This is a genomic window from Clostridium putrefaciens (assembly GCF_900461105.1).
Lineage (GTDB): Bacteria > Bacillota > Clostridia > Clostridiales > Clostridiaceae > Clostridium_L > Clostridium_L putrefaciens.
Map to the genome: position 1 here is coordinate 221,593 of NZ_UFWZ01000001.1, position 25,337 is coordinate 246,929.

The window sequence follows — 25,337 nt, forward strand, 5'->3', positions numbered from 1 at the left end:
AGATACTATGCAAACAATAAAAACAATTTTTAAAGAAATTTCAACTAAAAAATTCGAGAGTTTGTTAATAGTAATTCAACTTGTTATAACTATTATTGTATTAGTTCAATCCTATTGTAATATAAAAGTATTAGATTATCCAAAAACGCAATTAAAAGAAATAAACTTAGATACAAAAAACATTTATCAAGTTGATTTTGTAAATGCCGCTTTTTCTAAAGAGTTTGGAGAAGGGTTTAGTAATTTTAATGAAAGTTTAAATAAAAACATAGGAATTGAAAGTATAGGAAGTTTTGATAAAACTAATACACAATTTGAAGAGCTAGAAAAAAACAATGATTTTTTAAACTTAAGACGAAGTTTAACAAAGGGAACATTTAAAGAAATGTATCCAGAGGCTATAGAATTATATAAAGTTGAATATGCAATTTATGATTTAATGAATATAAATATAACAGAAGGAAGAAAGTTAAGTGAATTAGATTTTATAGTAGACAATAAAGATAGGCCTATACCCATGTTGGTTAGTGAAGAATATAAGGATGTTATGTATTTAAATGATATATTAACAAGTAAGCTAGATGACAGAGAGTATATAGTAGCTGGTTTTTTTAAAAAAGATCTAAAATGGCTAGATGATAGTGGGCATATTTCAAAACTATTAGTGCCACTTAACGATAAAATTATAACACCCTATTTAGACGATAGTGATCCTATTACAGCTAGTATGATTAAATGTCAAGCTAGATTTTATATACATAAAGGTAATAGTTACACAGAAGTACAAAATATTATACAGGAAGCTAAAAAGTTCAACTTATCAGTTAATGTTTCTAGTTTAGATGATCAATTAGAAGAATTAAAGGAACAAAATAAGGTTACAATTTTTTATGGTATTTTTATTTCTGCTTTTGTAATTATACTTTCATGCTTTGGATTATCTGCAATTATGTTTTATTCAGTAAATTCTAGAAAAAGGGAGTTCGGTATAAGGATTATGGCAGGTGCAAGCATTAAACATATAAAGACTTTAGTGGTAGGAGAAGTAGTTACCCTTATGGGCATAGCTTTAACAATTTCTAGTATAATATTATTTAAAATGAAGCATGATCAAGTTATAAAGAATATTAATTCAGGGTTTATTCCTATCATGGGTGAATTTTCAGTAGGGATACTGTTTATGGTAGGTTTATTACTGCTGGTATTATCAGTTTTAATTTGTTTATTACCTTTAATAAAAGTACAAAATCTTCAACCTAAAGATTTAATAGGAGGAATGGATTAATGCAACTTATTGAACTAAAAGATGTAACTAAGATATATGGAAAAGATGATTGGAAGACAGTAGCTTTAAAGAATGTAAGTTTAAGTATAAATTCAGGTGAATTCGTAGCTATAATGGGAGCATCTGGTTCTGGGAAGTCAACTCTATTAAATGTTATTGGGTGCATGGATATACCAACTAAAGGGGAATACTTACTTAAAGGGAAAAAGGTAAATGATCTTAGTAATAAAGAATTAAGTATTATAAGGAATTCTACTGTAAGCTTTATATTTCAACACTTTGCATTAATGAAAGAGTACTCAGTATATGATAATGTAGAGCTTCCTCTAAGTTTTAGGAAAATTTCTAAAAAGGTAAAAAAAGAAACGGTTTTTAAGTATTTGAAAAGACTTGGTATAGAAGAAAAGGTTAGTAAGAAGCCAAACCAACTATCAGGTGGACAACAACAAAGAGTAGCTATTGCTAGAGCATTATGTAGTGAATCGGAAATAATTTTAGCAGATGAGCCTACTGGAGCACTTGATCAAAAAAGCGGAAGTGAATTAATGGAATTACTTACTGAAATAAATAAAGAGGGAAAGACAGTTATTATAATAACTCATGACCCTATAGTAGCAGCTTATTGCAAAAGGGTAATCACTATAAGTGATGGTGAAATAATTAAATCTGATGAAGCAATTAAATCTGATGAAGCAATTGATTAAGAAATTCATGAAGTAATGCCATAACAGTGGAGCAATCATTCTGTGTAGTTGAATATGATATGTGTTATTAAATGATTAAGACCCTAGAAATGGGGTCTTTTTTTATATGTAATCTTAACTTTTCAACAACCATTTATTTGTGAATGATGTAATATATTATAAGTATTACTAATAGAAGAGTCACCTATTATAGCTTTTTTGAATTAGAAGAAAGGAGCTATGTAAAGTATAATGAGGTTGTCTATAGAAATACATTTTTAAGGTTATATTAATAAATATTAAAAAGGAAGATGAGTATGCATTATATTGGTATAGATATAGGATCTACAGCTTCTAAGGTTGCTGTATTTTGTCATGAAGAGCTAGTGGAAACATTTATGATTCCAACGGGTTGGAGTAGCGTGAAAACTGCAGAAGAGATAAAAAATCATCTAGAAAGTAAGAACTATGTAGAAAATTCATATATTGTGGCTACGGGTTATGGTAGAGTTTCTGTGCCTTATGCAGACAAAGCTGTAACGGAAATAACTTGTCATGGCAAGGGAGCAAACTACATTATTAATAAGGACTGTACTGTAATCGATATCGGTGGCCAAGATACTAAGATAATAACAATAAGAAATGGTAAGGTTACAAGCTTTACCATGAATGATAAGTGTGCTGCAGGTACAGGAAGATTCTTAGAGATGATGGCAAATACCTTAGGCCTTGATCTTATGGAAATGAGTAAACTTTCTAAATATGGATCAGGAATAAGCATTAGTTCTATGTGCACTGTTTTTGCAGAATCTGAGGTTATAAGTCTTATAGGCAGTGGTGAAAGGAGAGAAAATATTGCCTTTGCCGTCATTGAATCTATTTCAGGAAAGGTAAACTCTTTATGCCAAAAGCATGGAAGGGATGAAAACTACTTTTTAAGTGGAGGGCTTTCAGAAAATACATATCTCATAGATAGTCTTGCAAAAAGGCTGGGGAAAAATGTAGAAACTAGTAAGCTAGGACGATATGCAGGAGCCATAGGTGCAGCTATTGTAGCAAAAGAAACAAGTGATAAGTTAAATTAGGATTAAATAACATTTACATATATATAATGAAGCCTAATATTTAGCAAAGTTTAATATTTAATCAAACCTAATTTTAAGGAGGAGTAATAATGGCAGATTACAGAGAGATGTGGGGCAAGTTAGACATGGATTTAGAAAAGCATGATAAGCTTTGTGCAGCCTTACCTGAAATGTTTGGAAGTGTATATTTAACTCAAGAAAATAGACCTGAAGGTATGAACTATTTTAACTTTGTTTTTTCAGAAGTTCATGGACTTCGGATAAAAGAACTTGAAGATCATAAAAAACAAGGCGGAAAAGTGCTTGGAACCTTTTGTGTATTTGTACCAGATGAAGTTATATTAGCAGCTAATGCTATATCTGTAGGACTTTGTGCTGGATCACAATTTTGGGTTGAAGATGGTGAAAAACATTTGCCAAGAAATCTTTGCCCTCTAATAAAGGCCTTTGTTGGTGCAAAGGTAAGTGGTACATGCCCTTACTTCCAATCTTGTGATATGGTAATTGGTGAAACTACTTGTGATGGTAAAAAGAAAGCTTGGGAAATCTTAAGTGACTATGTGCCTGTTCATGTAATGGATCTTCCACAAATGAAGAGAAATAAGGACTATAGTATGTGGATGGAAGAGATAAAATTGTTCATAGATGAGGTAGAAAAGCTTACAGGGAATAAAGTTACAGTAGAAAGTTTAAAGGAAGGTATAGATGTCTGTAATAAGAAGAGAAGAGCTCTTAAAAGACTTTATGATCTAAGAAAGGTAACACCTTCTCCTATAACTGGGCTTGATTCTCTTTTAATATCACAAATTGCATTCAATGATGATCCTAAAAGATTCACTGAAGAGTTAAATAAGCTTTGTGATGAATTAGATGAAAGAGTAAAGCAAGGCAAACCTGAAGGAAAGAAAAGAATTATGATAACAGGTACACCTATGGCTATTCCTAATTGGAAGCTTCACAGTATAATAGAAAGCCTTCCAGCAGAGGTTGTTGTAGAGGAAACTTGTACAGGTACTAGATACTTTGAAAATGAAGTAAATCAAAAAGGAGATACTATAGAAGAGTTAATAACTAATCTAGCAGACAGATACTTAAATATAAACTGTGCTTGCTTTACACCAAATGAAGGAAGAATAGATGATATATTAAGATACGTTAAAGAATACAACATAGACGGAGTGGTTTACTCAAACCTTTCATTCTGCCACACTTATTCTGTAGAATATAATAGGGTAGAAAAGGCTTTAAAAGAAGCAGGAATTCCTATGATTAATATAGAAACAGACTACTCAACAGAAGACTCAGGTCAAATAAAAACAAGAGTGGAAGCCTTCATAGAAATGATTTAAGGTGATGAATTTTAATGAACAGTAATGGAAATATAAAAAATTATGTATTATTTCCTTCGCATAGTAGTGGACTTGCCCTAGAAACTATACTAAAAGATCATAAAATAAAATATACCATAGTACCAACACCAAGAGAACTTTCAACTTGTTGTGGTATATCAATGGAATACAATAAAGAAGATGAGAAGGTCATAAAAGAACTAGTAGAAGAAAATAATATTAAGGTCTTAGGCTTTCATAGCATAGAAAAAAGGTATAAGAATATTTATAGTTAAAATCATAAAAAGGTCTGCTGCGTGTGTAGGGTAGTTAAAAGGTTCAAATCTTCGCAATTAATATATTAAATCAGTAGCTAGTAAAACTAATTATACACTAGCTACTTTTTTGTGAGAAATTATAATAAAGGATTTAGATATATGTATACGGGGAAGTGTCTATTTTTTACTTATGATATTGTGAAGCGTATCTGTGGAGAACCAAAATAAATAGATATTAATTAAATGTTAGCAAATAAACCAATGATATTAAAATTGTCATTGGTTTATGTTATAATTTTTTTGAGTTAAAGATGTGTATTAAGTGAAGAAATAGCTAATGTTTATAATATAAATAATATTTATTAGGAAATAAGTAAATAAGTAAATAAGTAAATAAGTAAATAAGTAAAATTATAAAATCAGAAGATAAAATTTAACTTCAAAAGGAGAAATATGTAATGAATATAGAAACACCAATATCTGGATTTGTGGGATCGGTAAAATATGGCGATACAGTAGGTCTTGTTATAGCAAATGTAGATAGTGTTTTACGAGATGAAATGGGATTAGATAAAAATGATAGAGCAATAGGCATTATAAGCAACAGGACTGGAGCGGGATCTCAACTTATGGCTGCAGATGAGGCAGTAAAAGCTACCAATACGAAAGTAGTAAGTGTTGAGCTTCCAAGAGACACAAAGGGTGGCGCAGGACATGGGTGTTTGATTATACTTGCATCAGAAGATGTATCTGATGTAAGAAGGGCAGTTGAAATTACTCTTGATAACACGGAAAGATATTTTGGAGATGTATATGAATTTGATTCAGGTCATATAGATTTGAACTATACTGCAAAAGCAAGTCATGCTTTAAATAAAGGCTTTAATGCTCCTATAGGAAAAGCTTTTGGAATAATTGTAGGGGCACCAGCAGGTATGGGAGTTGTAATGGCAGATACTGCACTTAAAAATGCAAACGTTGAACTTATTAGCTATTTAAGTCCAAGTCAAGGAACTTCACATTCAAATGAAGTCATTATAACAATATCAGGAGACTCAGATGCTGTAAGACAATCAGTAATTGCTGCTAAAGAGGTGGGATTATCTATTGCTAAATCAATGGGTGGAAATCCTATATCCATTTCAGGTAAACCTTATATCTAATATAGTAGTTATGATGATTTTAATATAAATTAAGAGACAATATAACTATGCCTACAGCACCTGAAGGGATAGAATATAGGCAATTAGGGACTATGGAACATAACATTTGAGATGTGTTAGCACATAGAATGAAAGGTAGAAAGATGAGCTGGTCTATTAATGGAGCCGCAGTTACCTTGGGAAGAAAAGTAATACAAAAACTTTGTGGATTAAAAGGATTTGGAAGTTTTAGCTACAATTAGAAGTAAAAACGGGTAGGGTAAATTATAAATACCCCATGTAAAGTAATGGATGATAAATTAAACAAAATAGTTGCCCACTTTTACTTGATTCAAACCTTTTATTTACTTTTATATTATACTATATCCGAATATTCATTGTATAATTAATTATAACATATATACTAATTTATGGTACAATTATAGTAATAGATGAATAAGATTATTAAATTTAATATAGCATAATAGTAAAGGAGAAAACAAAATGGAAGAGATAAAAAAGAGAGTAAGAAAATTCAGAGATGATAGAGAATGGTCACAATTCCACACCCCGGAAAACTTAGCCAAGGCAATAAGTATAGAAGCTGGTGAATTACTAGAACACTTCCTTTGGAATAATAACTATGATAAAGAAGCTGTGGGAGAAGAACTAGCTGATGTTATGGTTTATTGCTTACATATGGCAGATTCCCTAGGGGTTAATATAGAAGATATAATAGAAAAAAAGATGGATAAGAATGAAAAGAAATATCCAGTAGAAAAAGCAAGAGGAACAAGCAAAAAATACACTGAACTTTAAAAAGTAGGGTAAATAATATGAAGAATAATTTAACTTATAAAGAAATTGAAGAAGAATATGTATTGTCTGAGAAGTTAGTTCTTTTATAAATTTATATAATTATTATGTAAAGGATGGTGTGATGATGGATTACGGTACAGTTTTACTTTCTGCTTTTATTGCTATATATTTTATAATTAAGTATAGCAAAGATCAAAAGGGTTTTAATTTAGCTATAGCTTTTATTTGCACTACAGGAATGTTTTACAGAAAAACTTTTGGTATATACAACAATGTAGGTAACTCAGCGCAAACGATTATTAATATAATTTATAGGTCTGTTGTCTTAATTTTGTTGGCAGTTTATTTTATTAATGAAAAGAGTAAGAGAAAAAAGGCAAATCAATTGGAGAGGTAGCATTTGAAACAAGAGGGTTACTAGAGAAACGTAATATAAGTTCTGTTATAATCTAAAGAATTTAATATTTAGGTCAAGGGATAAACCTTATCATATATAAGAAAATGATAAGGTTTATATAGAAAGTTAATATCAAATTTTATAGTATAGTTATAATTAGGCTTAGATAATCATAAGTAACAAAATATAATCGGATTATAATATATCAAAGGACATATTATAAGGGGGAGTTACTATGAAAAGAGGTATTAAAAAAGAATAGATAATTTTATAAGATTACAGAGGAGATAAGATATATGAATAAATTTGGCCCAAATCCAAAGAGTATTTACCCTAATGAAGATATAAAGAGCATTTGTTATATAAAAAATGTTATTAAAAATCCTAATATTCAGGTTGGTGATTACACTTATTATGATGATATAAATGGAGCAAAAAGGTTCGAAGAACATGTTACACATCATTATGAATTTATAGGTGATAAACTTATTATAGGAAAATTTTGTGCAATGGCAAAAGGAATAGAATTTGTTATGAATGGTGCAAATCATAGAATGAAATCTATAACCACATATCCTTTTAATATTATGGGGAGTGGATGGGAAAAAGCTACACCTATCCTTGAAGATTTACCTCTAAAAGGTGATACTGTGGTTGGTAATGATGTATGGATTGGACAGAATGTTACAGTAATGCCTGGTGTGAATATTGGAGATGGTTCAATTATTGCTGCTAATTCTGTGGTAACAAAAGAGGTTCCCCCATATCATATTGCTGGAGGCAATCCATGTAAAATTATAAAAAAGAGATTTGATGATGAATTGATTGATTATTTATTAAAATTAAAATGGTGGGATTGGTCTGATGAAAAGATTTTTAAAAATCTTGAATTACTTTGTAGCTCAGATTTAGATAAAATTAAGTCCATCGAATAAGTATTTAGTAAAAGTTATTAAGGTTGTTGCATAAAAAATACTAGGATAAGATATAAGAAGATAATGTAAATATAGGAAGGGAGAAACTAAAAGTGTGTGAAATTTTATTAATTAATGATAAAAAATATATTTATAGGTGTAATTACAAAGATGATATTGTTTTAAGAAATAGTTTTAATAGCTTAACAGAAAAAACTTATGGTTTTAATTTTAAACAATGGTATGAGGATGGCTATTGGAAAGACAAATATATACCATATTCTTTGTTAGATGGAGATAAAGTAGTATCTAATGTTTCAGTAAATATTATAGATTTTTTAATTTTAGGAGAACAAAAGAGATTTGTACAAATTGGAACGGTTATGACAGATGAAGAGTATAGAGGACAAGGATTAAGCAGAGCCCTTATGGAGGTAGTATTAAAAGAATGGGAGGATAAATGTGATCTTATTTATCTTTTTGCTAATAACAGTGTTCTTAATTTCTACCCAAAGTTTGGATTTGAGCAGTGTAATGAATATCAGTATTCAATAAACAAAATTAAAGAGGATAAGTCAGAGAAAATAAGAAAGATGATTATGGATAATGATAAGGATAGAGAAGCTGTTTATAATATCGCTTGTAATACAATACCTATTTCAAAGGTTTCTATGAAAAGTAACATATCTCTTATAATGTTTTATTGTACGTATTTTATGAAGGACAGTATTTATTATCTTGAAGACTATGATGCTGTTGTTATTTGTGATCTTAATGAGGATGTTTTAAGTGTGAAAGATGTATTTGCTACAAAAGAAATAGAATTAGATAAAATTATTAATGCAATGATGAGTGAGAAAACTAAGAAAATAGTCTTAGGGTTTACTCCAAATGATATTTCTTGCTATGAAAAGAGTTTAGTAAATGAGGAAGATACTACTCTTTTTATTAAGATGGGAAAAGATAATCCATTTAAAAAAGGAGATTTAATGTTTCCTATATTGTCTCATGCATAATGATAAATAGAAGACGCTAAGAAAGAAAAAGTAAAAGTATTGGATATTGGATTTGGTACAGGAATATTAACAAAAAAACTGTATGATGATGGATATGAGATATATGGGATTGACTTCTCGGAAAGAATGATAGAAATAGCAAAAGAAAAAATGCCTTTAGCTAAGTTATTTCAATATGATTTTTCTAAAGGTTTACCGAAAGAACTGGAAGATGTAAAGTTTGATTATATTATAAGTACTTACGCAATGCATCATTTAGAAGATAAAGATAAAATTAAGTTTGTTAATAAATTAGATAAACATCTCTCTAATAATGGCGAGATTATTATTGGAGATGTAGCATTTGAAACGAGAGAGTTACTAGAGCAGTGTAAAATAGGTTCTGGTGATTATTGGGATGATGAAGAAATATATATTGTATTTGACGAGTTAAAAGAATCTTTCCCTAAAAACAATATAACTTTCATATTTATATCTCATTGTGCAGGAATTATTCAGTATAAAAGACTGTTATAGGTTGAGTTTATGTATAATATAAGATATAAGATATAAGATATAAGATATAAGATATAAGATATATATGAATAGAATTTATAATATAAGTTCTGTTATAATCTAAAGAATTTAATATTTAGGAAAGAGATAAGCCTTATCATATATAAGAAAATGATAAGGTTTATTTTGCATTTATATAGAAAGCTAATATTAATTTACATATGTTTGTATACAATTCCATGTTTTGATAGTCTTATATGTGAAAGCTTTGAAGGGAGGGGGAAATGAATTACGATGCTATTACTAAGTTATATATGACACAAGGTAGTATTATTTATAAATATCTTATAAAGCTTGGATGTTCAAAGCAAGAAGCTGAGGATATACTTCAAGAATCCTTCACTAGGGCCATGGAACATATGGATGGTGTGAGGGTAGAAAAACTTCGTTCTTGGTTATTTACTGTATCTATTAATATTTTTAGGACCTTTAAAAAAAGAAATAATAGATTAAGTTTTTCTTTAGATGAAAAGCAGTATTGTAATAATTTTTATAGTGAAGATGACGTTGAAAGCTCAATATTAATAGAGGAACAAGGTAAATATGTTAATGAAATATTAGAAGGGTTAAAGGAACAATATAAGACTTTACTTATTATGAAATACCAGGCAGATTTAAGCTATAAACAAATTTCTATATTACTTGGTATCCCTGAAAGTACAGTTAAGACATATCTTTATAGGGCTAGAGAAGAATTTAAGGAAAGGTGGAGAGCTAATTATGAAAGAGGATAATGTGGAGTTTTTCCCAGATGATAAACAACTAAAAAAGGCATACAAAAAATCAAAAAGATTAAGTACCATCAGAACAATTATAATAGTTATCCTAGTGGTGATACCGCTATACATAATTAATGTTATGATTAGTTATAAGATGGGAATTAAGCATTATGAGGAGTTACAAAAGGGTATAGAAATTAAAAATCCTAATGCTTATATTAGCAATGTAAATGGTTCTATAGGATTTATTGGAGGAACTTTTGAATATACAGTCTCTAAAGTTATTGGTAGAAAGAATATAAATTTATATAATAAAAATAGCAGCTATGGATTTGGACTTAAGTTTAATAGGTTTACCATAGGTTCAGGTAAAGGAGGGCATAGGCAAGGTGAGTGGCCTGATCGCATTGATAGTTCAGGGAATCTAACTATGATGGTCTTTCACCCAGATATTGAGTATAAAGAGTATAAAGATGATATAGCTTTACTAAATAAAGTAAGTACTGACTCATTATTAGAGATGACTTTATCCTTTGATAAAAAGTATAAAATTAATGAAATTTCAGATATCCTGCCGACAACTCAAATATCTGAGCTATTAATAGATGGTTATACAAAAGAGAAAATGGAAGTTTATAAAAAGGAAGCTTTAGAATATGACGGAAAGGTAACCTATATTAGAGAGTCGGATTTTATAGGTTTTAAGTCACCTGAAAGGGTTAATTATTATGAAGCTAATGAAGCATTAGATAATTACAAAAGGTTTTTAGATAATCTCCAATTTGGTTTTAAAAATAGTGATTATAAAAATGAATTTAGTAGTATCTATTCTACACTAAAGGCAAAGGATCAGTTAGAAGGAGATAATGTAGATATAATAGGTGTAGTGGTTTATGGTAGCCCAGAGGAATTACAAAAGTTAAGTACAAATCCACATATAAAGTCATCCAGTGTAGGCATTATAACTAAGGATATAATTTTTAAATAATTATAGGCATAAACCTTATCATTTACAATAAAGTGATAAGGTTTATATAGAAAGTTAATATCAAATTTTATAGTATAGTTATAATTAGGCTTAGATAATCATAAGTAACAAAATATAATCGGATTATAATATATCAAAGGACATATTATAAGGGGGAGTTACTATGAAAAGAGGTATTAAAAAAGAATAGATAATTTTATAAGATTACAGAGGAGATAAGATATATGAATAAATTTGGCCCAAATCCAAAGAGTATTTACCCTAATGAAGATATAAGGAGCATTTGTTATATAAAAAATGTTATTAAAAATCCTAATATTCAGGTTGGTGATTACACTTATTATGATGATATAAATGGAGCAAAAAGGTTCGAAGAACATGTTACACATCATTATGAATTTATAGGTGATAAACTTATTATAGGAAAATTTTGTGCAATGGCAAAAGGAATAGAATTTGTTATGAATGGTGCAAATCATAGAATGAAATCTATAACCACATATCCTTTTAATATTATGGGGAGTGGATGGGAAAAAGCTACACCTATCCTTGAAGATTTACCTCTAAAAGGTGATACTGTGGTTGGTAATGATGTATGGATTGGACAGAATGTTACAGTAATGCCTGGTGTGAATATTGGAGATGGTTCAATTATTGCTGCTAATTCTGTGGTAACAAAAGAGGTTCCCCCATATCATATTGCTGGAGGCAATCCATGTAAAATTATAAAAAAGAGATTTGATGATGAATTGATTGATTATTTATTAAAATTAAAATGGTGGGATTGGTCTGATGAAAAGATTTTTAAAAATCTTGAATTACTTTGTAGCTCAGATTTAGATAAAATTAAGTCCATCGAATAAGTATTTAGTAAAAGTTATTAAGGTTGTTGCATAAAAAATACTAGGATAAGATATAAGAAGATAATGTAAATATAGGAAGGGAGAAACTAAAAGTGTGTGAAATTTTATTAATTAATGATAAAAAATATATTTATAGGTGTAATTACAAAGATGATATTGTTTTAAGAAATAGTTTTAATAGCTTAACAGAAAAAACTTATGGTTTTAATTTTAAACAATGGTATGAGGATGGCTATTGGAAAGACAAATATATACCATATTCTTTGTTAGATGGAGATAAAGTAGTATCTAATGTTTCAGTAAATATTATAGATTTTTTAATTTTAGGAGAACAAAAGAGATTTGTACAAATTGGAACGGTTATGACAGATGAAGAGTATAGAGGACAAGGATTAAGCAGAGCCCTTATGGAGGTAGTATTAAAAGAATGGGAGGATAAATGTGATCTTATTTATCTTTTTGCTAATAACAGTGTTCTTAATTTCTACCCAAAGTTTGGATTTGAGCAGTGTAATGAATATCAGTATTCAATAAACAAAATTAAAGAGGATAAGTCAGAGAAAATAAGAAAGATGATTATGGATAATGATAAGGATAGAGAAGCTGTTTATAATATCGCTTGTAATACAATACCTATTTCAAAGGTTTCTATGAAAAGTAACATATCTCTTATAATGTTTTATTGTACGTATTTTATGAAGGACAGTATTTATTATCTTGAAGACTATGATGCTGTTGTTATTTGTGATCTTAATGAGGATGTTTTAAGTGTGAAAGATGTATTTGCTACAAAAGAAATAGAATTAGATAAAATTATTAATGCAATGATGAGTGAGAAAACTAAGAAAATAGTCTTAGGGTTTACTCCAAATGATATTTCTTGCTATGAAAAGAGTTTAGTAAATGAGGAAGATACTACTCTTTTTATTAAGATGGGAAAAGATAATCCATTTAAAAAAGGAGATTTAATGTTTCCTATATTGTCTCATGCATAATGATAAATAGAAGACGCTAAGAAAGAAAAAGTAAAAGTATTGGATATTGGATTTGGTACAGGAATATTAACAAAAAAACTGTATGATGATGGATATGAGATATATGGGATTGACTTCTCGGAAAGAATGATAGAAATAGCAAAAGAAAAAATGCCTTTAGCTAAGTTATTCCAATATGATTTTTCTAAAGGTTTACCGAAAGAACTGGAAGATGTAAAGTTTGATTATATTATAAGTACTTACGCAATGCATCATTTAGAAGATAAAGATAAAATTAAGTTTGTTAATAAATTAGATAAACATCTCTCTAATAATGGCGAGATTATTATTGGAGATGTAGCATTTGAAACGAGAGAGTTACTAGAGCAGTGTAAAATAGGTTCTGGTGATTATTGGGATGATGAAGAAATATATATTGTATTTGACGAGTTAAAAGAATCTTTCCCTAAAAACAATATAACTTTCATATTTATATCTCATTGTGCAGGAATTATTCAGTATAAAAGACTGTTATAGGTTGAGTTTATGTATAATATAAGATATAAGATATAAGATATAAGATATAAGATATAAGATATAAGATATAAGATATAAGATATATATGAATAGAATTTATAATATAAGTTCTGTTATAATCTAAAGAATTTAATATTTAGGAAAGAGATAAGCCTTATCATATATAAGAAAATGATAAGGTTTATTTTGCATTTATATAGAAAGCTAATATTAATTTACATATGTTTGTATACAATTCCATGTTTTGATAGTCTTATATGTGAAAGCTTTGAAGGGAGGGGGAAATGAATTACGATGCTATTACTAAGTTATATATGACACAAGGTAGTATTATTTATAAATATCTTATAAAGCTTGGATGTTCAAAGCAAGAAGCTGAGGATATACTTCAAGAATCCTTCACTAGGGCCATGGAACATATGGATGGTGTGAGGGTAGAAAAACTTCGTTCTTGGTTATTTACTGTATCTATTAATATTTTTAGGACCTTTAAAAAAAGAAATAATAGATTAAGTTTTTCTTTAGATGAAGCATTAGATAATTACAAAAGGTTTTTAAATAATCTTCAGTTTGATTTTAAAAATAGTGATTATAAAAATGAGTTTAGTAGTATCTATTCTACACTAAAGGCAAAGGATCAGTTAGAAGGAGATAATGTAGATATAATAGGTGTAGTGGTTTATGGTAGTCCAGAGGAATTACAAAAGTTAAGTACAAATCCACATATAAAGGCATCCAGTGTAGGCGTTATAACTAAGGATATAATTTTTAATTGATTGTAAAAATAAACCTTATCATCTACAACAAAATGATAAGGTTTATCTTGCGTTTATATAGAAAATTAATATTAAATTCTATATTATAGATGGAATTAGGATTAGATAATCAAGGGATTTTTAGCTTCAAGTGAAGTTTCTTTATTCAAGTCGATGATTTTATTGCATATGGATGTAGGAACAGGTCTATGACTAATTGAAATCAGAATTTTATTATTTTTGGTCACATAATTATCTAGATTTTCAATAACTTCTTTTTCTAGCTCTTTATCAAGTGATGAAGTTGCCTCGTCTAAAATTAATATATCGAAACTTCTAACCAGTGCCCTATTGATACAAATTCTTTGTTTTTGACCTCCAGAAATGTTCTTGCCACCTTCTAACAAAAGATGATCAATTGTATTTTTAAAGCTATCTACAAAAACATTACTCTTGGAAATTTCCATTGATTCAAGTAATCTAACCGAGTCCTTTTCATCGAACAAAATATTTTCCTTTACAGTTCCATCAAAAATGAAAAGGTTCTGTTCCACTAAGGACATATGGTCATAAACAGAGTCTTTTGCTATGTCTCTAAGGGAGATTCCATTTATGAGGATTTCCCCAGTATAGTTATTGTATACTTTCATTAATAATTGGATAATTGTGCTTTTCCCTTTTCCACTAGCACCAACAATTGCAACCTTGTCTCCTTTTTCAATATTAAGGTTTAAATTATCAAGTACCATATAATTTTTATCGTAAGAAAAGGAAACATCTTTAAAGACAATTGACTTGATTTCATCGATTGATATTTTTGTTTTTTCTTGTTCTATTTCTTTCGCATGTTCGGGGTCTTCCAAAAATTTAGTAACACGGTCACTCATTCCAAGTGTGGTTTGAACACCAATGAACCAATCTGACAGATTCGTCATTGGCTCGTAGATATAGGTAAGGTAAGTATAGAAACCCATTAGACTTCCTATTTTCAAAGATCCGTCACCAATCAACACACTTCCAACTAATAGAATGGCAATAGGAAGCATACTTTGGATCATATCCGTGGTTCCGTAGCTAACTGCTTGGAAAAAAAGATTTTTATTGACAAAGCTGATATATCCATTGAGTACGTTATGAAACTTCTGGGTAAAATAGGTTTCCTTCTTAAATATCTTAATGGTATGAATGCCACCGATATCCTCTTGAAGATTACCTGTGACTTTTGAGAATGCCTCTCTTTCCTTGCCACTATTTTCTCTTAATTGCTTATTGATTATGTTAAATATGATGAAATATATAGGTGCAGTAATGAGGACAATCAATGTTAACCGTATATTAAGTGCTGCCATCAGTATAAATATAGCTAAAAGCCGTATGATATTGATAAGCAACATTGGAATACCTATAGCGATATGTTCTGCCACGGCTGTTACATCATAAAGGATTTTTGATAGAATATCTCCAGATTTATTTTCTTTAAAATATACAAGCTTTTTATTTATAGCAGCCTTAAACATCTCTAGTCGCATATGATTAATAAACTTTACACGGAATCTATGCCATACATAATTTTGTGCAGTGTTCAAAAGAGATGCAACAAAGGAAATGACACCAATTAAAATCCCCATTTTTATAATAGTTGATAAACTTTGACCATCTTGAATATTATTGATAAATAATGCCATGAGATAAGGTATTAAAATTGATACTAACATTCCAATCAAACATAATAGTGCCATAAGTATCTGTTCTTTGATATAAGAGCCTATAAGTCTATATAACTTTAGATACTTTTTAATCATAATTTAAACCTTTACTTACTGATAGAAATTGATTTATTTGTAAAAAATCTATTAACGCCCATACATCTTTCTCAGATACATTATTAATCTTAGCATATTGGTTTAATTCATCATTGGTGCATACTCCTTTATATTTAATTTTTTCAAAAATTCTTATTGATATTTTATCCAAAGAAATAGTTTCAAATGTTTTAGTATTAAACAAATAAAAGAAATCAGTTTTTTCTACAACTCTTATTGGAAAGTCTGTACTTACTATCTTAACCATAATATCTTTCCTTTCATATACACTTAGTTTTATGATGAAGTTCATTTTCTTTTATTAATTCAAAATATTTATCACAATTGTTTATATGATATGGTTGTTTTAAATCTTTTAAAATTAAAAAACAAGGAAAGCACTCTTTTTTAAAATGGATACATTTGTTACAAGGTTTGTATTTTGTTTCGTAGTCATTTCCTTCAATAGTTTCGAATGGAATGTTATAGTCATCTTCTGCCCAAATATCAAAAAATGCATTTTTGTTTAGATTATACTTTTCATCATTTACACCCTTTAATTTTTGTGATAAATACCTATCACAAGGATAAATATATCCTAAATTATTTATAAAGGCAAAAAACATACCGGCAGAACATCCATGGTATACATTAGGAAAGGGTAATCCAAGTACTTTATCGCAATAATCTTGAGCCATAGGTCTAACGAACTTAGGTACTATAAGGATTTTATCTTTAACAAGTTGGTATTTTAGGGCTATTTTTTCAACTAGTGCAACCTCTTCTTCAGGATTTATAGACGTATTCAAATTTTCTGCATTTCCTTGTATTATTAATTGCAACAAATCTAATTCATCAACACCTAATTGCAAACAAAAATCAATCATTTCAATAATATAATTATAATTTGTTTTGCTTACTACAGTGTTAACTAGTATTTTTAAGTAATCTAAATGATTAGCATTTTTAAAATCAATTATAGATTTTAAATTGTTTATTATCTTATTAAATACGTCTTTTCCTCGAATAAGATCATTAATCTCAGCATTAGGTCCCTCTAAACTTACTACAAGATTTTTAAAATTTTTATTTAATAAAATTTCTTTATTTTTTTCAATATTAAAATCAATGCAATTGGTATTAAATCCGAAGTCTATATTTTTCTGACTCAAATATCTGCATATCTCCGATAAGTCTTTTCTAAAAGTAGGTTCTCCACCTAGAAAGTGAATATAGTCAATCTTTACACTAGAAGAGATTTTATCAATAATATTAAATACTTCTAGTGTCTCTAACTCATTGTCGTTATTATTTAGTAACTTTCCGTTAATACAATGTTTACAAAACAAATTACACTTATATGTAATATCCCATTTAATATTTAACCCCATTATTTTATTACCTAACATTCTTAAATTTGATCGCATACAAGAGTGGTATTTAAATTACATTGTCTTTAAAGTTTACCAAAGATAATTTTATGATAGTCATGTAAATTTAAAAGTACTATACTTGTTATAGTTATACTATAACCTTCTTATTAAGTATAATTTTAATAGTAGATAAAAGAAATAATATAAACTAGTAAAATGTAAACATTAAAGACTTAAAAGCTAAGTTCATTAATGTTTACATTTTATTTTATAAACTAGCTTTGTGTATTGCAGGCATTGCTACCGCCGCCACATGCATTGTTACCATTTGCAACTATAGATGGTAAACTTACTTTTTTAAAATAAAGTTTATTTTGCTTCATTTTATCACCCCCCCAGCTTTAGTAAGATTATACCATGGGTTTTAGTGATAATCAATGAGATTGTTGGAAAATATATATATTAAGACCATATGAGGAGTTCGGTTCCTATAAAGGAATATGTAGTAACGGGGTGGGGAATTATAGATAAGTTAAATTTATGGCTTTTTGTCTTTCCTTTAATTTAAACGCAAATAGTCAAAAACACCTTAAACTATAAGTATCATATTGTAAGCATTTACATAATCATATAAAATATAGTATAACGGAGGTAGTTATAAGATGTTGTGGATAATTTTAATAACTGTAGGATTTTTTTTATACACAATTTTAGAGTTTTTTCTCAATAAAAAAGATTGGATAAAGGGGAATAGAAGACTTTGGAGTAGTCCATGGGTGTTTCTTTGGGGAGCTATACTCTTAATACTACTCTTTTTTGTAAAGCCTGGTTCTTATAAGGCCTGGGGAAATATTTTATATGTTAATAAAGCAGTTAAACATATATTCATGTGGATACTCGGAATTTTAATGTATTACTTTTTTACTAATTATAAACTAATTAGAAGTGCTGCAGCATGGAGCTGGAAAACGCCAGGATTCTATTATCTTTGTTTTGTTGTACCTGTTTTTGAAGAGGTTTTGTTTAGAGGTATTATTTTAATTAATTTACTCAATACCTTTCCTATTCTAAAATATGAAGAGCCTCTAGTTATGGTAAGTTCTCTGCTATTTTCATTATTTCACTTTAATTATGATGAAAGTTTCAAGTTTAATAAAGATTACGTAGCTGGTTTAGTTTTGATTTTTATTTGGGGCAATGCTATAGGTTATCTAGTTTTACTTACAGGTTCGCTTTGGATGAGTATCTGTATGCATATGCTTTTTAATATTACTGGTTCTGTTTATTTCAATATGGTTAACAGACATTAGTAAAGATAAAGGATAAACTTAAAATATAGTGAATAGCTTTATTTATAGCTTGCCACAGGTATTATTTATTATGTCTAGTGTAAATATATTTAAAAATGGCAAAAAATGACGTACTTATATATATTTGAGTGTATAAGTTTAGGAGGGTGATAAAAAATGCCACATGTTATTGTAAAACTTTGGACAGGTAGAACAGAAGAACAGAAAATAGAACTTACTAATAAGATTGTAAAGGCTGTCGTAGAAACAGTAAATGTAGAAGAGGGCAGTGTTTCTGTTTCATTTGAAGAAGTTTCAAGTGACAGATGGGCAAAAGAAGTATATAAACCAGATATTTTAGAAAAGGAAGAAACGCTATACAAAAAGCCAGGATATTCATACTTAGAATGTGAATTGAATTGATATTTCCTTAAAAATAACACAAAATGATTAATAAGTTTATAGATGAAGAAAATGTTGCTGAAATTGGCATAAAGATTTGTGATTTTCGGCCTCTATTGATTATGAAATGAAAGAAGAAGAATACAAATATACCAAAAATACTTTCATGATGTGAAAGGGTTAAAGATTGGTAATCCCTGTGGGTCTAATGGGAGAAAGGCAGTTCCACTGGCACTTATGGGAGCGGATGTAACAGTATTTGATATCTCTAAAGAGAACAGGAGATACGCAATGGAATTAGCAGACAGTGCTAATACTTCAATTGAATATGTGGTTGGAGATTTCTATGACCTTGACCTTAATAAGTACAATGAATATTTTGATATGTTATATCTGGAAGGTGGTATTTTACACTATTTCAATGACATTAGTGAGTTTATGAAGATGTTATATGCCATAACTAAAAAGGGTGGGAAGCTTATTTTAAGTGATTTCCATCCATTTAGAAAGATTACTTCAGTGGGACAGTCAGGAAAATCTGTATCTTCCACAAAGGGCAATTATTTTGATTCTAAGGTATATAACGGAGATTTGGCATATAAGAGTGAATTTAGTAAAGAAGAACAGGAGGGCTTTCCAGATTGTTCTCTTAGATTTTACACATTAAATGAGATTGTTAACGAAGTTATTAATGTAGGATTTACACTAAAAGAATTTGATGAGCATACAAATTGGGATGATGAGAAGATACCAGGGGAGTTTACTATTTTTGCTATAAAGTAGGATGAAGCATAAATATATAAAGGTGAACGAGACTTTATATAGAATATATTATTAAGTAACGAAATATAATCGGTTTATTATATACCAAAGGACATATTATAAGGGGGAGTTACTATGAAAAGAGGTATTAAAAAGTTATTAGGGATAGCTACGGTTCCTATTGTTTGGGGAGCTTTTGTGGATTTAAAGTATGGTGAAATTGCTTCATTTATAACAAGGGTTATTTGTGTTACTGCCATTGGATATTTAATAGTGTTTGTATCTAATAAAGGGAAAGTGATATTAAATAAGAATAGATAACTTTTAACATTACAAGTATTAAGATTTTAAAAGCTGTGGTAGAAACAGTAAATGTATAAGTAGTATATATTTGCATTAAGATAGGTAAGATGTAAGGTTTAGATGTATTTAAAATACCAATTAAGGCTTAAGTGAAAGTATATTTCATTAAAGCCTTTTTATTTTGTTAAAATGTTAAATTTATTTACTACTATGTATGATATTTTGTTCATTATTTATTTATGAATATAAATGAAGTTATAATGAAAACATATACAAGTGAAAAAAGTGATTGATAAAAAGGAGGAACAGATTTTGAATAAAAAGAAGCTTATAGCATTGACTTTAGGGGTTATAATGTCTGTTGGAATTTTTGCAGGTTGTGGAAAAAAAGAAGGGGACGTAAATAAGAAAGATCTTAAATTAACTATATATTCAGGACTTATGGAAGACCACATGATTAAAGCTGTGGCAGAGTTTGAGAAGGAAACTGGAGTAAAGACAGAAGCTGTTAGAATGAGCTCTGGAGAAATACTTGGAAGAATAAGAGCTGAAAAGGAAAATCCAAAGGCTTCTATATGGTTTGGAGGTCCTGCAGATGGATTTGTTCAAGCTGGTGAAGAAGGACTATTAGGGAAATATGTTTCACCTAATTCAAAGGACATGGAAGATAAGTATAAGGATAAAGATGGAGCTTGGACAGGTATATATGTAGGATACCTAGGATTTGTATCTAATGAAAAGCTACTAAAAGAAAAGGGAGCTGAGGTTCCAAAATCATGGGAAGACTTATTAAAGCCTGAATTTAAGGGCCAAGTTTCTATATCTAACCCAGGATCTTCAGGAACAGCTTATACAGCTTTAGCTACAGTAATTCAACTTATGGGTGAAGAAAAAGGTTTAGAATATATGAAGAATCTTAATGGACAGATAAAGTCCTACGAAAAATCAGGAACTGCACCTGCAAGAATGGCAGGACAGGGTGAAGTTATGGTAGGATTAAGCTTTTTACACGATGGAATCAAGTATAGAGAAGAAGGTATGAAGGACTTAATTATGAGTGCACCAATAGAGGGGACAGGTTATGAAATAGGTGCAGTAGGAATGATAAATAATGCTCCTGATGAAGAGGCAGCTAAGATGTTTATTGACTGGTGTTTAACTAAAGAGGCACAGGAACTTGGACAATCAGTTGGATCTTATCAGTTCTTAACTAACCCAAATGCTGAGCCACCAAAGCAAGTAGAAGAATTAAAGGATACAAAACTTATAGACTACGATCTTGAATGGGCAGGAAAAAATAGAAGCTCAGTAGTTGAAAAGTGGAGCAAGGCTATTAAATAATTAGATAATAAATACTTTTAAGAGGAGACCGGATACCTGGTCTCTGATTTAGATTATAAGAATGTTGTTAAAAAAATATATTTATGTAAAATATTTTGCTCAATAAATTAAAAATGAGGAGGAGCAATACAAATGTCATTAAAAAAACATAGAAATTCAATAAGTAACAATATGAACGATATGAAGAAGATATGGAGAGACCCAACGCTTTTAATAACAATAATTTTTGTCATATTATCTTTAGCAATATTTATAATTTATCCGCTAGTTTCTGTATTAAAAGTTAGTTTTGTAGGTAAGGGAGGGTTTAGCTTAGATGCGTACTTCGATACACTTAAAAGCTTGGATTTCCAAAAGACACTAAAAAATACATTAACATTAGGTGTTACAGTAGGATTTTTGTCTACATTAATAGGATTTATATTTGCATATGCGGATTCATATATTAAAAGTCATTTTAAAAAGTTATTTAAGGTTGTGTCATTATTACCTATAATATCACCACCTTTTGTTTTAGCACTTTCAGCTATAATGCTGTTTGGCCAGTATGGATTAATTACAAGGAAGTTATTTGGCATACAAAATGCTAATATATATGGATTTCATGGACTTGTTATGGTTCAAACCATGACGTTTTTCCCCGTAGCTTATCTTCTTTTAACGGGACTATTAAAAAGAATAGATCCTTCCTTAGAAGAGGCTGCTAGAAACATGGGAGCTTCGAGGTGGAAGACATTTAAAACTGTTACATTACCACTTATGGCTCCAGGACTTGCTAATGCATTTTTATTAACATTTATAGAGACTGTAGCAGACTTTTCAAACCCAATGGTTATAGGAGGAAACTACTCAACTCTTGCAACTCAAATATACCTTCAAGCCATAGGAAACTATGATATGCAAGGAGGAGCTGCTGTAGCTGTAATATTACTTTCTATATCTATTTTATTATTTGTATTAGAAAAGTATTGGATAGAGAAGAAATCTTATGTTACTGTTACAGGAAAAGCTTCAAGAGAAAGAGATTTAATGACAGAAAAACACATAGTATGGCCAATAGATATTATATGTTTATTAGTTACAGTATTTGTATTAGCCTTTTATATCTTAATACCTCTTGGAGGATTCTTTAAAGTAATGGGGGTAGATTACTCTTTGACCTTGAATCATTTTAAGTATGTATTTAAGCTAGGAAGTAGTGCTTTAAAGGATACCACTTATCTTGCAGCTATTGCTACACCTATAACAGGAATATATGGAATGATAATAGCCTTCCTCATAGTAAGGAAAAAGTTCTATGGAAAAGGGTTTATAGAATTTACTTCACTTTTAGCTATGGCTGTACCGGGAACAGTAATAGGAATAGGATATGTATCTGCATATAACACAAAACCATTAGTTCTAACAGGTACTGGTGCCATTATCGTTATATCTTTTATAATGAGAAGTGTTCCAGTTGGAGTAAGATCTGGGGTATCTGCGCTTCAGCAAATTGATCCATCAATAGAAGAGGCGGCTTCAGATTTAGGCGCAGGTAGCACAAAGGTGTTTACATCTATAACTTTACCTCTTATAAAGTCTGCATTTTTTAGTGGACTTGTATATACCTTTGTAAGAAGTATGACCGCAGTAAGTGCTGTTATTTTCCTTGTATCAGCTAAATACAAATTACTTACGGTTCAAATATTATCACAGGTAGATAGCGGTAGATTTGGAGTTGCATCTGCATTTTCAACTATACTAATAATTATAGTATACATAGCTATTTCATTAATGTATTTAGGACTTAGCAAAATGGGCGTAAGTAGAGAAGAAATGTAATATGGAGGTATTAAAGATGAAAAGTAAGGGTGTTAATATAAAAAGTTTAACTAAAATATATTCAGGGAATAATAATGAGTTTAAAGCTGTGGATAATATTTCTGTAGACATAAAGGCTGGAGAGTTTGTTACTCTTCTAGGACCATCTGGTTGTGGAAAGACAACTACTTTAAGAATGGTAGCAGGATTTGAGGTACCAACTTCAGGTGATATATATCTAGGTGGAGATGTTATTAATGATCTTACACCAGATAAAAGAGATACCTCCATGGTGTTTCAAAGCTATGCCTTATTTCCACACTATAATATATATGACAATATAGCATATGGACTAAAATTAAAAAAGATGGATAAAGGGACTATAAAAGATAAGGTTAATAGTATAATAGAATTAGTAGGGTTAACAGGTATGGAAAATAGATACCCTAACCAATTATCAGGCGGACAACAGCAAAGAGTTGCCTTGGCTCGAGCTCTTGTTATGGAACCTGGGGTATTGCTATTTGATGAGCCTTTATCAAATTTAGATGCAAAACTTAGAGTTTATATGAGAACAGAAATTAGAAAGATCCAGAAGAAGGTAGGGATTACAGCTATATATGTAACTCACGATCAATCAGAGGCAATGAGCCTTTCAGATAGAATCATTATAATGAATAAAGGTATAATAGAACAAGTAGGCACACCTAAAGAGATATATTATACACCAAGGACTGAATTTGTTGCTGATTTTATTGGTACAGCTAACTTTATAATGGGTAAAATATTAGAAGTTAAAAATGATAAAGCAACTATAGAAATAGAAGGACAGAAAATAGAAGTTAATTATAATGGAACAAAAAAGGCAGGAGAAGAATGCAAAGTTGTGCTAAGACCAGAAGCAGTTACTATAGCTAGAGATGGAATCATTGATGTGGATGTTCTTTTATCTACATTTATGGGATCATACCAAGACTATATAGTAAAAACTAAAAATGCTGAAATTAAAATTGAAGATAATAATCCTCAAGGTAGAGAAGTATTTAAAGAAGGGGATAAGGTCAAAATTGCATTTTCACCACTAAATGTTCATATAATTTAGAGAGGGTGGGAAGCCATGACAACCTATGAGATTATATTTAGATTATTAATGGCAATTGTAATAGCCGGTGGTATTGGATATGAGAGAGAATCTAGAAATAGACCAGCAGGGTTTAGAACCCATATACTAGTTTGTGTTGGTGCTGCGGTTATCGCAATGATACAAATTAAGGCAGTGGATGATTCTCTTAAAAAGGTTATTGAAAATCCAATACTAGCTAGTGCCGTAAAATCTGATGTAGGAAGAATGGGTGCTCAAGTCATTAGTGGTATAGGATTTCTAGGGGCAGGGGCTATAATTCATGAAAAAGGCTCTATAAAAGGACTTACTACGGCAGCTAGCCTTTGGGTAGTAGCCTGCATTGGACTTGCAGTAGGTATGGGGTACTATGTTCTAGCTATACTATCTGGAGTAAGTGTAATAGCCATCTTAGGGATTTTAAAAAGATTTGAAAGTAAATTTTTGTACAAGGGTAAGATAATGAAGATTGAAATACAATATGATGATGAAAAGCTTCAAACCCAAGTCCTTAATGACTATTTTAATAGAAAAAAGATAAAGATAAAGAATATAGAATACAGTATAGAGGACGAAGATGAAGAGTCGGTAGATTATAATCCTCATATAAAAACTAGCTTATATACTATCTTAGTACCGAGGTATATGAAGAGCGGTGAAGTGTTGCATGATATTATGGGAAATGATTTTATAATAAAGGTTAGTATATTATAACCTATAAGTTAGGAAACTTTTAAATATAAGATAAGTGTTAAGGTAGTATTGCTTTAACATCTTATCTTATATTTTTTTTATACCTTATGATAT

At 29.6% G+C, this 25,337-nt stretch carries 27 protein-coding genes and 1 pseudogene; 25 read left to right on the plus strand and 3 right to left on the minus strand.

All coding sequences use genetic code 11. From position 1 onward, the window contains the following. Positions 1-7: 7 nt before the first annotated feature. The 17 genes and pseudogenes from DY168_RS01050 to DY168_RS01130 all read left to right on the plus strand — a co-directional run bounded on the left by DY168_RS01050 (position 8) and on the right by DY168_RS01130 (position 14,359). Complete coding sequence (locus DY168_RS01050) at positions 8-1,285, plus strand: ABC transporter permease (protein ID WP_115640083.1); 1,278 nt, start codon at positions 8-10, stop codon at positions 1,283-1,285. After that, positions 1,285-1,989, plus strand: coding sequence for an ABC transporter ATP-binding protein (locus tag DY168_RS01055; RefSeq protein WP_115640084.1), 705 nt, complete (start codon positions 1,285-1,287; stop codon positions 1,987-1,989). Before DY168_RS01050 ends, DY168_RS01055 begins: the two co-directional genes overlap by 1 nt. Positions 1,990-2,285: 296 nt before the next feature. Then, complete coding sequence (locus tag DY168_RS01060; protein WP_115640085.1) at positions 2,286-3,053, plus strand: acyl-CoA dehydratase activase; 768 nt, start codon at positions 2,286-2,288, stop codon at positions 3,051-3,053. An 89-nt stretch (positions 3,054-3,142) separates the two neighbouring features. Continuing rightward, positions 3,143-4,402, plus strand: coding sequence for a double-cubane-cluster-containing anaerobic reductase (locus DY168_RS01065; protein WP_115640086.1), 1,260 nt, complete (start codon positions 3,143-3,145; stop codon positions 4,400-4,402). 14 nt (positions 4,403-4,416) lie between these two features. Continuing rightward, positions 4,417-4,677 (plus strand): putative Se/S carrier protein, encoded by a 261-nt coding sequence (locus DY168_RS01070; RefSeq protein ID WP_115640087.1) that lies wholly within the window; start codon positions 4,417-4,419, stop codon positions 4,675-4,677. Between the two features lie 437 nt (positions 4,678-5,114). Then, positions 5,115-5,822: pseudogene (gene pduB, locus DY168_RS01075) on the plus strand (propanediol utilization microcompartment protein PduB); the annotation flags it as partial. A gap of 483 nt (positions 5,823-6,305) precedes the next feature. After that, a complete protein-coding gene (locus DY168_RS01080) occupies positions 6,306-6,620 on the plus strand; it encodes a nucleotide pyrophosphohydrolase (RefSeq protein WP_115640088.1) in 315 nt (104 codons plus the stop codon). 121 nt (positions 6,621-6,741) lie between these two features. Beyond that, positions 6,742-7,017 (plus strand): hypothetical protein, encoded by a 276-nt coding sequence (locus tag DY168_RS01085; RefSeq protein ID WP_147291404.1) that lies wholly within the window; start codon positions 6,742-6,744, stop codon positions 7,015-7,017. A gap of 296 nt (positions 7,018-7,313) precedes the next feature. Beyond that, positions 7,314-7,952 carry a Vat family streptogramin A O-acetyltransferase gene (locus DY168_RS01090; RefSeq protein ID WP_115640090.1) on the plus strand — a complete coding sequence of 213 codons (639 nt, stop codon included), beginning with the start codon at positions 7,314-7,316 and terminating at the stop codon, positions 7,950-7,952. Positions 7,953-8,044: 92 nt separating this feature from the next. Further along, on the plus strand, positions 8,045-8,947 hold the full coding sequence (locus DY168_RS01095; protein ID WP_115640091.1) for a GNAT family N-acetyltransferase: 903 nt from the start codon (positions 8,045-8,047) through the stop codon (positions 8,945-8,947). 6 nt (positions 8,948-8,953) lie between these two features. Further along, on the plus strand, positions 8,954-9,463 hold the full coding sequence (locus tag DY168_RS01100) for a class I SAM-dependent methyltransferase (RefSeq protein WP_115640092.1): 510 nt from the start codon (positions 8,954-8,956) through the stop codon (positions 9,461-9,463). A gap of 263 nt (positions 9,464-9,726) precedes the next feature. Next, positions 9,727-10,236 (plus strand): RNA polymerase sigma factor, encoded by a 510-nt coding sequence (locus DY168_RS01105; protein ID WP_115640093.1) that lies wholly within the window; start codon positions 9,727-9,729, stop codon positions 10,234-10,236. Then, positions 10,223-11,209 (plus strand): anti sigma factor C-terminal domain-containing protein, encoded by a 987-nt coding sequence (locus DY168_RS01110; protein ID WP_115640094.1) that lies wholly within the window; start codon positions 10,223-10,225, stop codon positions 11,207-11,209. The genes DY168_RS01105 and DY168_RS01110 overlap by 14 nt, the downstream gene beginning before the upstream one ends. Before the next feature lie 224 nt (positions 11,210-11,433). Then, the gene (locus tag DY168_RS01115) at positions 11,434-12,072 is read left to right on the plus strand and encodes a Vat family streptogramin A O-acetyltransferase (protein WP_115640095.1); all 639 of its coding nucleotides are present in this window, start codon (positions 11,434-11,436) and stop codon (positions 12,070-12,072) included. Positions 12,073-12,164: 92 nt separating this feature from the next. Next, entirely contained in the window at positions 12,165-13,067 is a 903-nt protein-coding gene (locus tag DY168_RS01120; protein WP_115640091.1) for a GNAT family N-acetyltransferase, read from the plus strand. A gap of 6 nt (positions 13,068-13,073) precedes the next feature. Then, positions 13,074-13,583 carry a class I SAM-dependent methyltransferase gene (locus DY168_RS01125; protein WP_115640092.1) on the plus strand — a complete coding sequence of 170 codons (510 nt, stop codon included), beginning with the start codon at positions 13,074-13,076 and terminating at the stop codon, positions 13,581-13,583. Positions 13,584-13,867: 284 nt separating this feature from the next. After that, positions 13,868-14,359 carry an anti sigma factor C-terminal domain-containing protein gene (locus DY168_RS01130; protein ID WP_115640096.1) on the plus strand — a complete coding sequence of 164 codons (492 nt, stop codon included), beginning with the start codon at positions 13,868-13,870 and terminating at the stop codon, positions 14,357-14,359. A 101-nt stretch (positions 14,360-14,460) separates the two neighbouring features. Here DY168_RS01130 and DY168_RS01135 read toward each other — a convergent pair whose 3' ends face one another. From DY168_RS01135 to DY168_RS01145, 3 genes are read right to left on the minus strand one after another with little or no spacing between them, the layout of a single operon-like run. Further along, entirely contained in the window at positions 14,461-16,140 is a 1,680-nt protein-coding gene (locus tag DY168_RS01135; RefSeq protein WP_115640097.1) for an ABC transporter ATP-binding protein, read from the minus strand. Next, a complete protein-coding gene (locus tag DY168_RS01140; RefSeq protein ID WP_115640098.1) occupies positions 16,133-16,408 on the minus strand; it encodes a hypothetical protein in 276 nt (91 codons plus the stop codon). Before DY168_RS01140 ends, DY168_RS01135 begins: the two co-directional genes overlap by 8 nt. Positions 16,409-16,421: 13 nt before the next feature. Continuing rightward, a complete protein-coding gene (locus DY168_RS01145; RefSeq protein ID WP_172556223.1) occupies positions 16,422-17,531 on the minus strand; it encodes a radical SAM protein in 1,110 nt (369 codons plus the stop codon). 644 nt (positions 17,532-18,175) lie between these two features. Here DY168_RS01145 and DY168_RS01150 point away from each other — a divergent pair. The 8 genes from DY168_RS01150 (at position 18,176) to DY168_RS01185 (ending at position 25,244) form a co-directional block, all read left to right on the plus strand. Beyond that, entirely contained in the window at positions 18,176-18,823 is a 648-nt protein-coding gene (locus tag DY168_RS01150) for a CPBP family intramembrane glutamic endopeptidase (RefSeq protein WP_115640100.1), read from the plus strand. A 156-nt stretch (positions 18,824-18,979) separates the two neighbouring features. Then, complete coding sequence (locus tag DY168_RS01155; protein ID WP_115640101.1) at positions 18,980-19,225, plus strand: tautomerase family protein; 246 nt, start codon at positions 18,980-18,982, stop codon at positions 19,223-19,225. 150 nt (positions 19,226-19,375) lie between these two features. Continuing rightward, complete coding sequence (locus DY168_RS01160; RefSeq protein ID WP_278286335.1) at positions 19,376-19,987, plus strand: class I SAM-dependent methyltransferase; 612 nt, start codon at positions 19,376-19,378, stop codon at positions 19,985-19,987. A gap of 114 nt (positions 19,988-20,101) precedes the next feature. Further along, complete coding sequence (locus DY168_RS01165) at positions 20,102-20,287, plus strand: hypothetical protein (RefSeq protein WP_115640102.1); 186 nt, start codon at positions 20,102-20,104, stop codon at positions 20,285-20,287. 294 nt (positions 20,288-20,581) lie between these two features. After that, positions 20,582-21,610 carry an ABC transporter substrate-binding protein gene (locus DY168_RS01170; RefSeq protein WP_242984030.1) on the plus strand — a complete coding sequence of 343 codons (1,029 nt, stop codon included), beginning with the start codon at positions 20,582-20,584 and terminating at the stop codon, positions 21,608-21,610. 132 nt (positions 21,611-21,742) lie between these two features. Then, on the plus strand, positions 21,743-23,431 hold the full coding sequence (locus DY168_RS01175; RefSeq protein ID WP_242984031.1) for an ABC transporter permease: 1,689 nt from the start codon (positions 21,743-21,745) through the stop codon (positions 23,429-23,431). A 16-nt stretch (positions 23,432-23,447) separates the two neighbouring features. Further along, positions 23,448-24,512: an ABC transporter ATP-binding protein gene (locus DY168_RS01180; RefSeq protein ID WP_115640103.1), complete on the plus strand. Its 1,065-nt coding sequence runs from the start codon at positions 23,448-23,450 to the stop codon at positions 24,510-24,512. Positions 24,513-24,527: 15 nt separating this feature from the next. Next, the gene (locus tag DY168_RS01185; RefSeq protein WP_115640104.1) at positions 24,528-25,244 is read left to right on the plus strand and encodes an MgtC/SapB family protein; all 717 of its coding nucleotides are present in this window, start codon (positions 24,528-24,530) and stop codon (positions 25,242-25,244) included. The last annotated feature ends 93 nt before the right edge of the window (positions 25,245-25,337 follow it).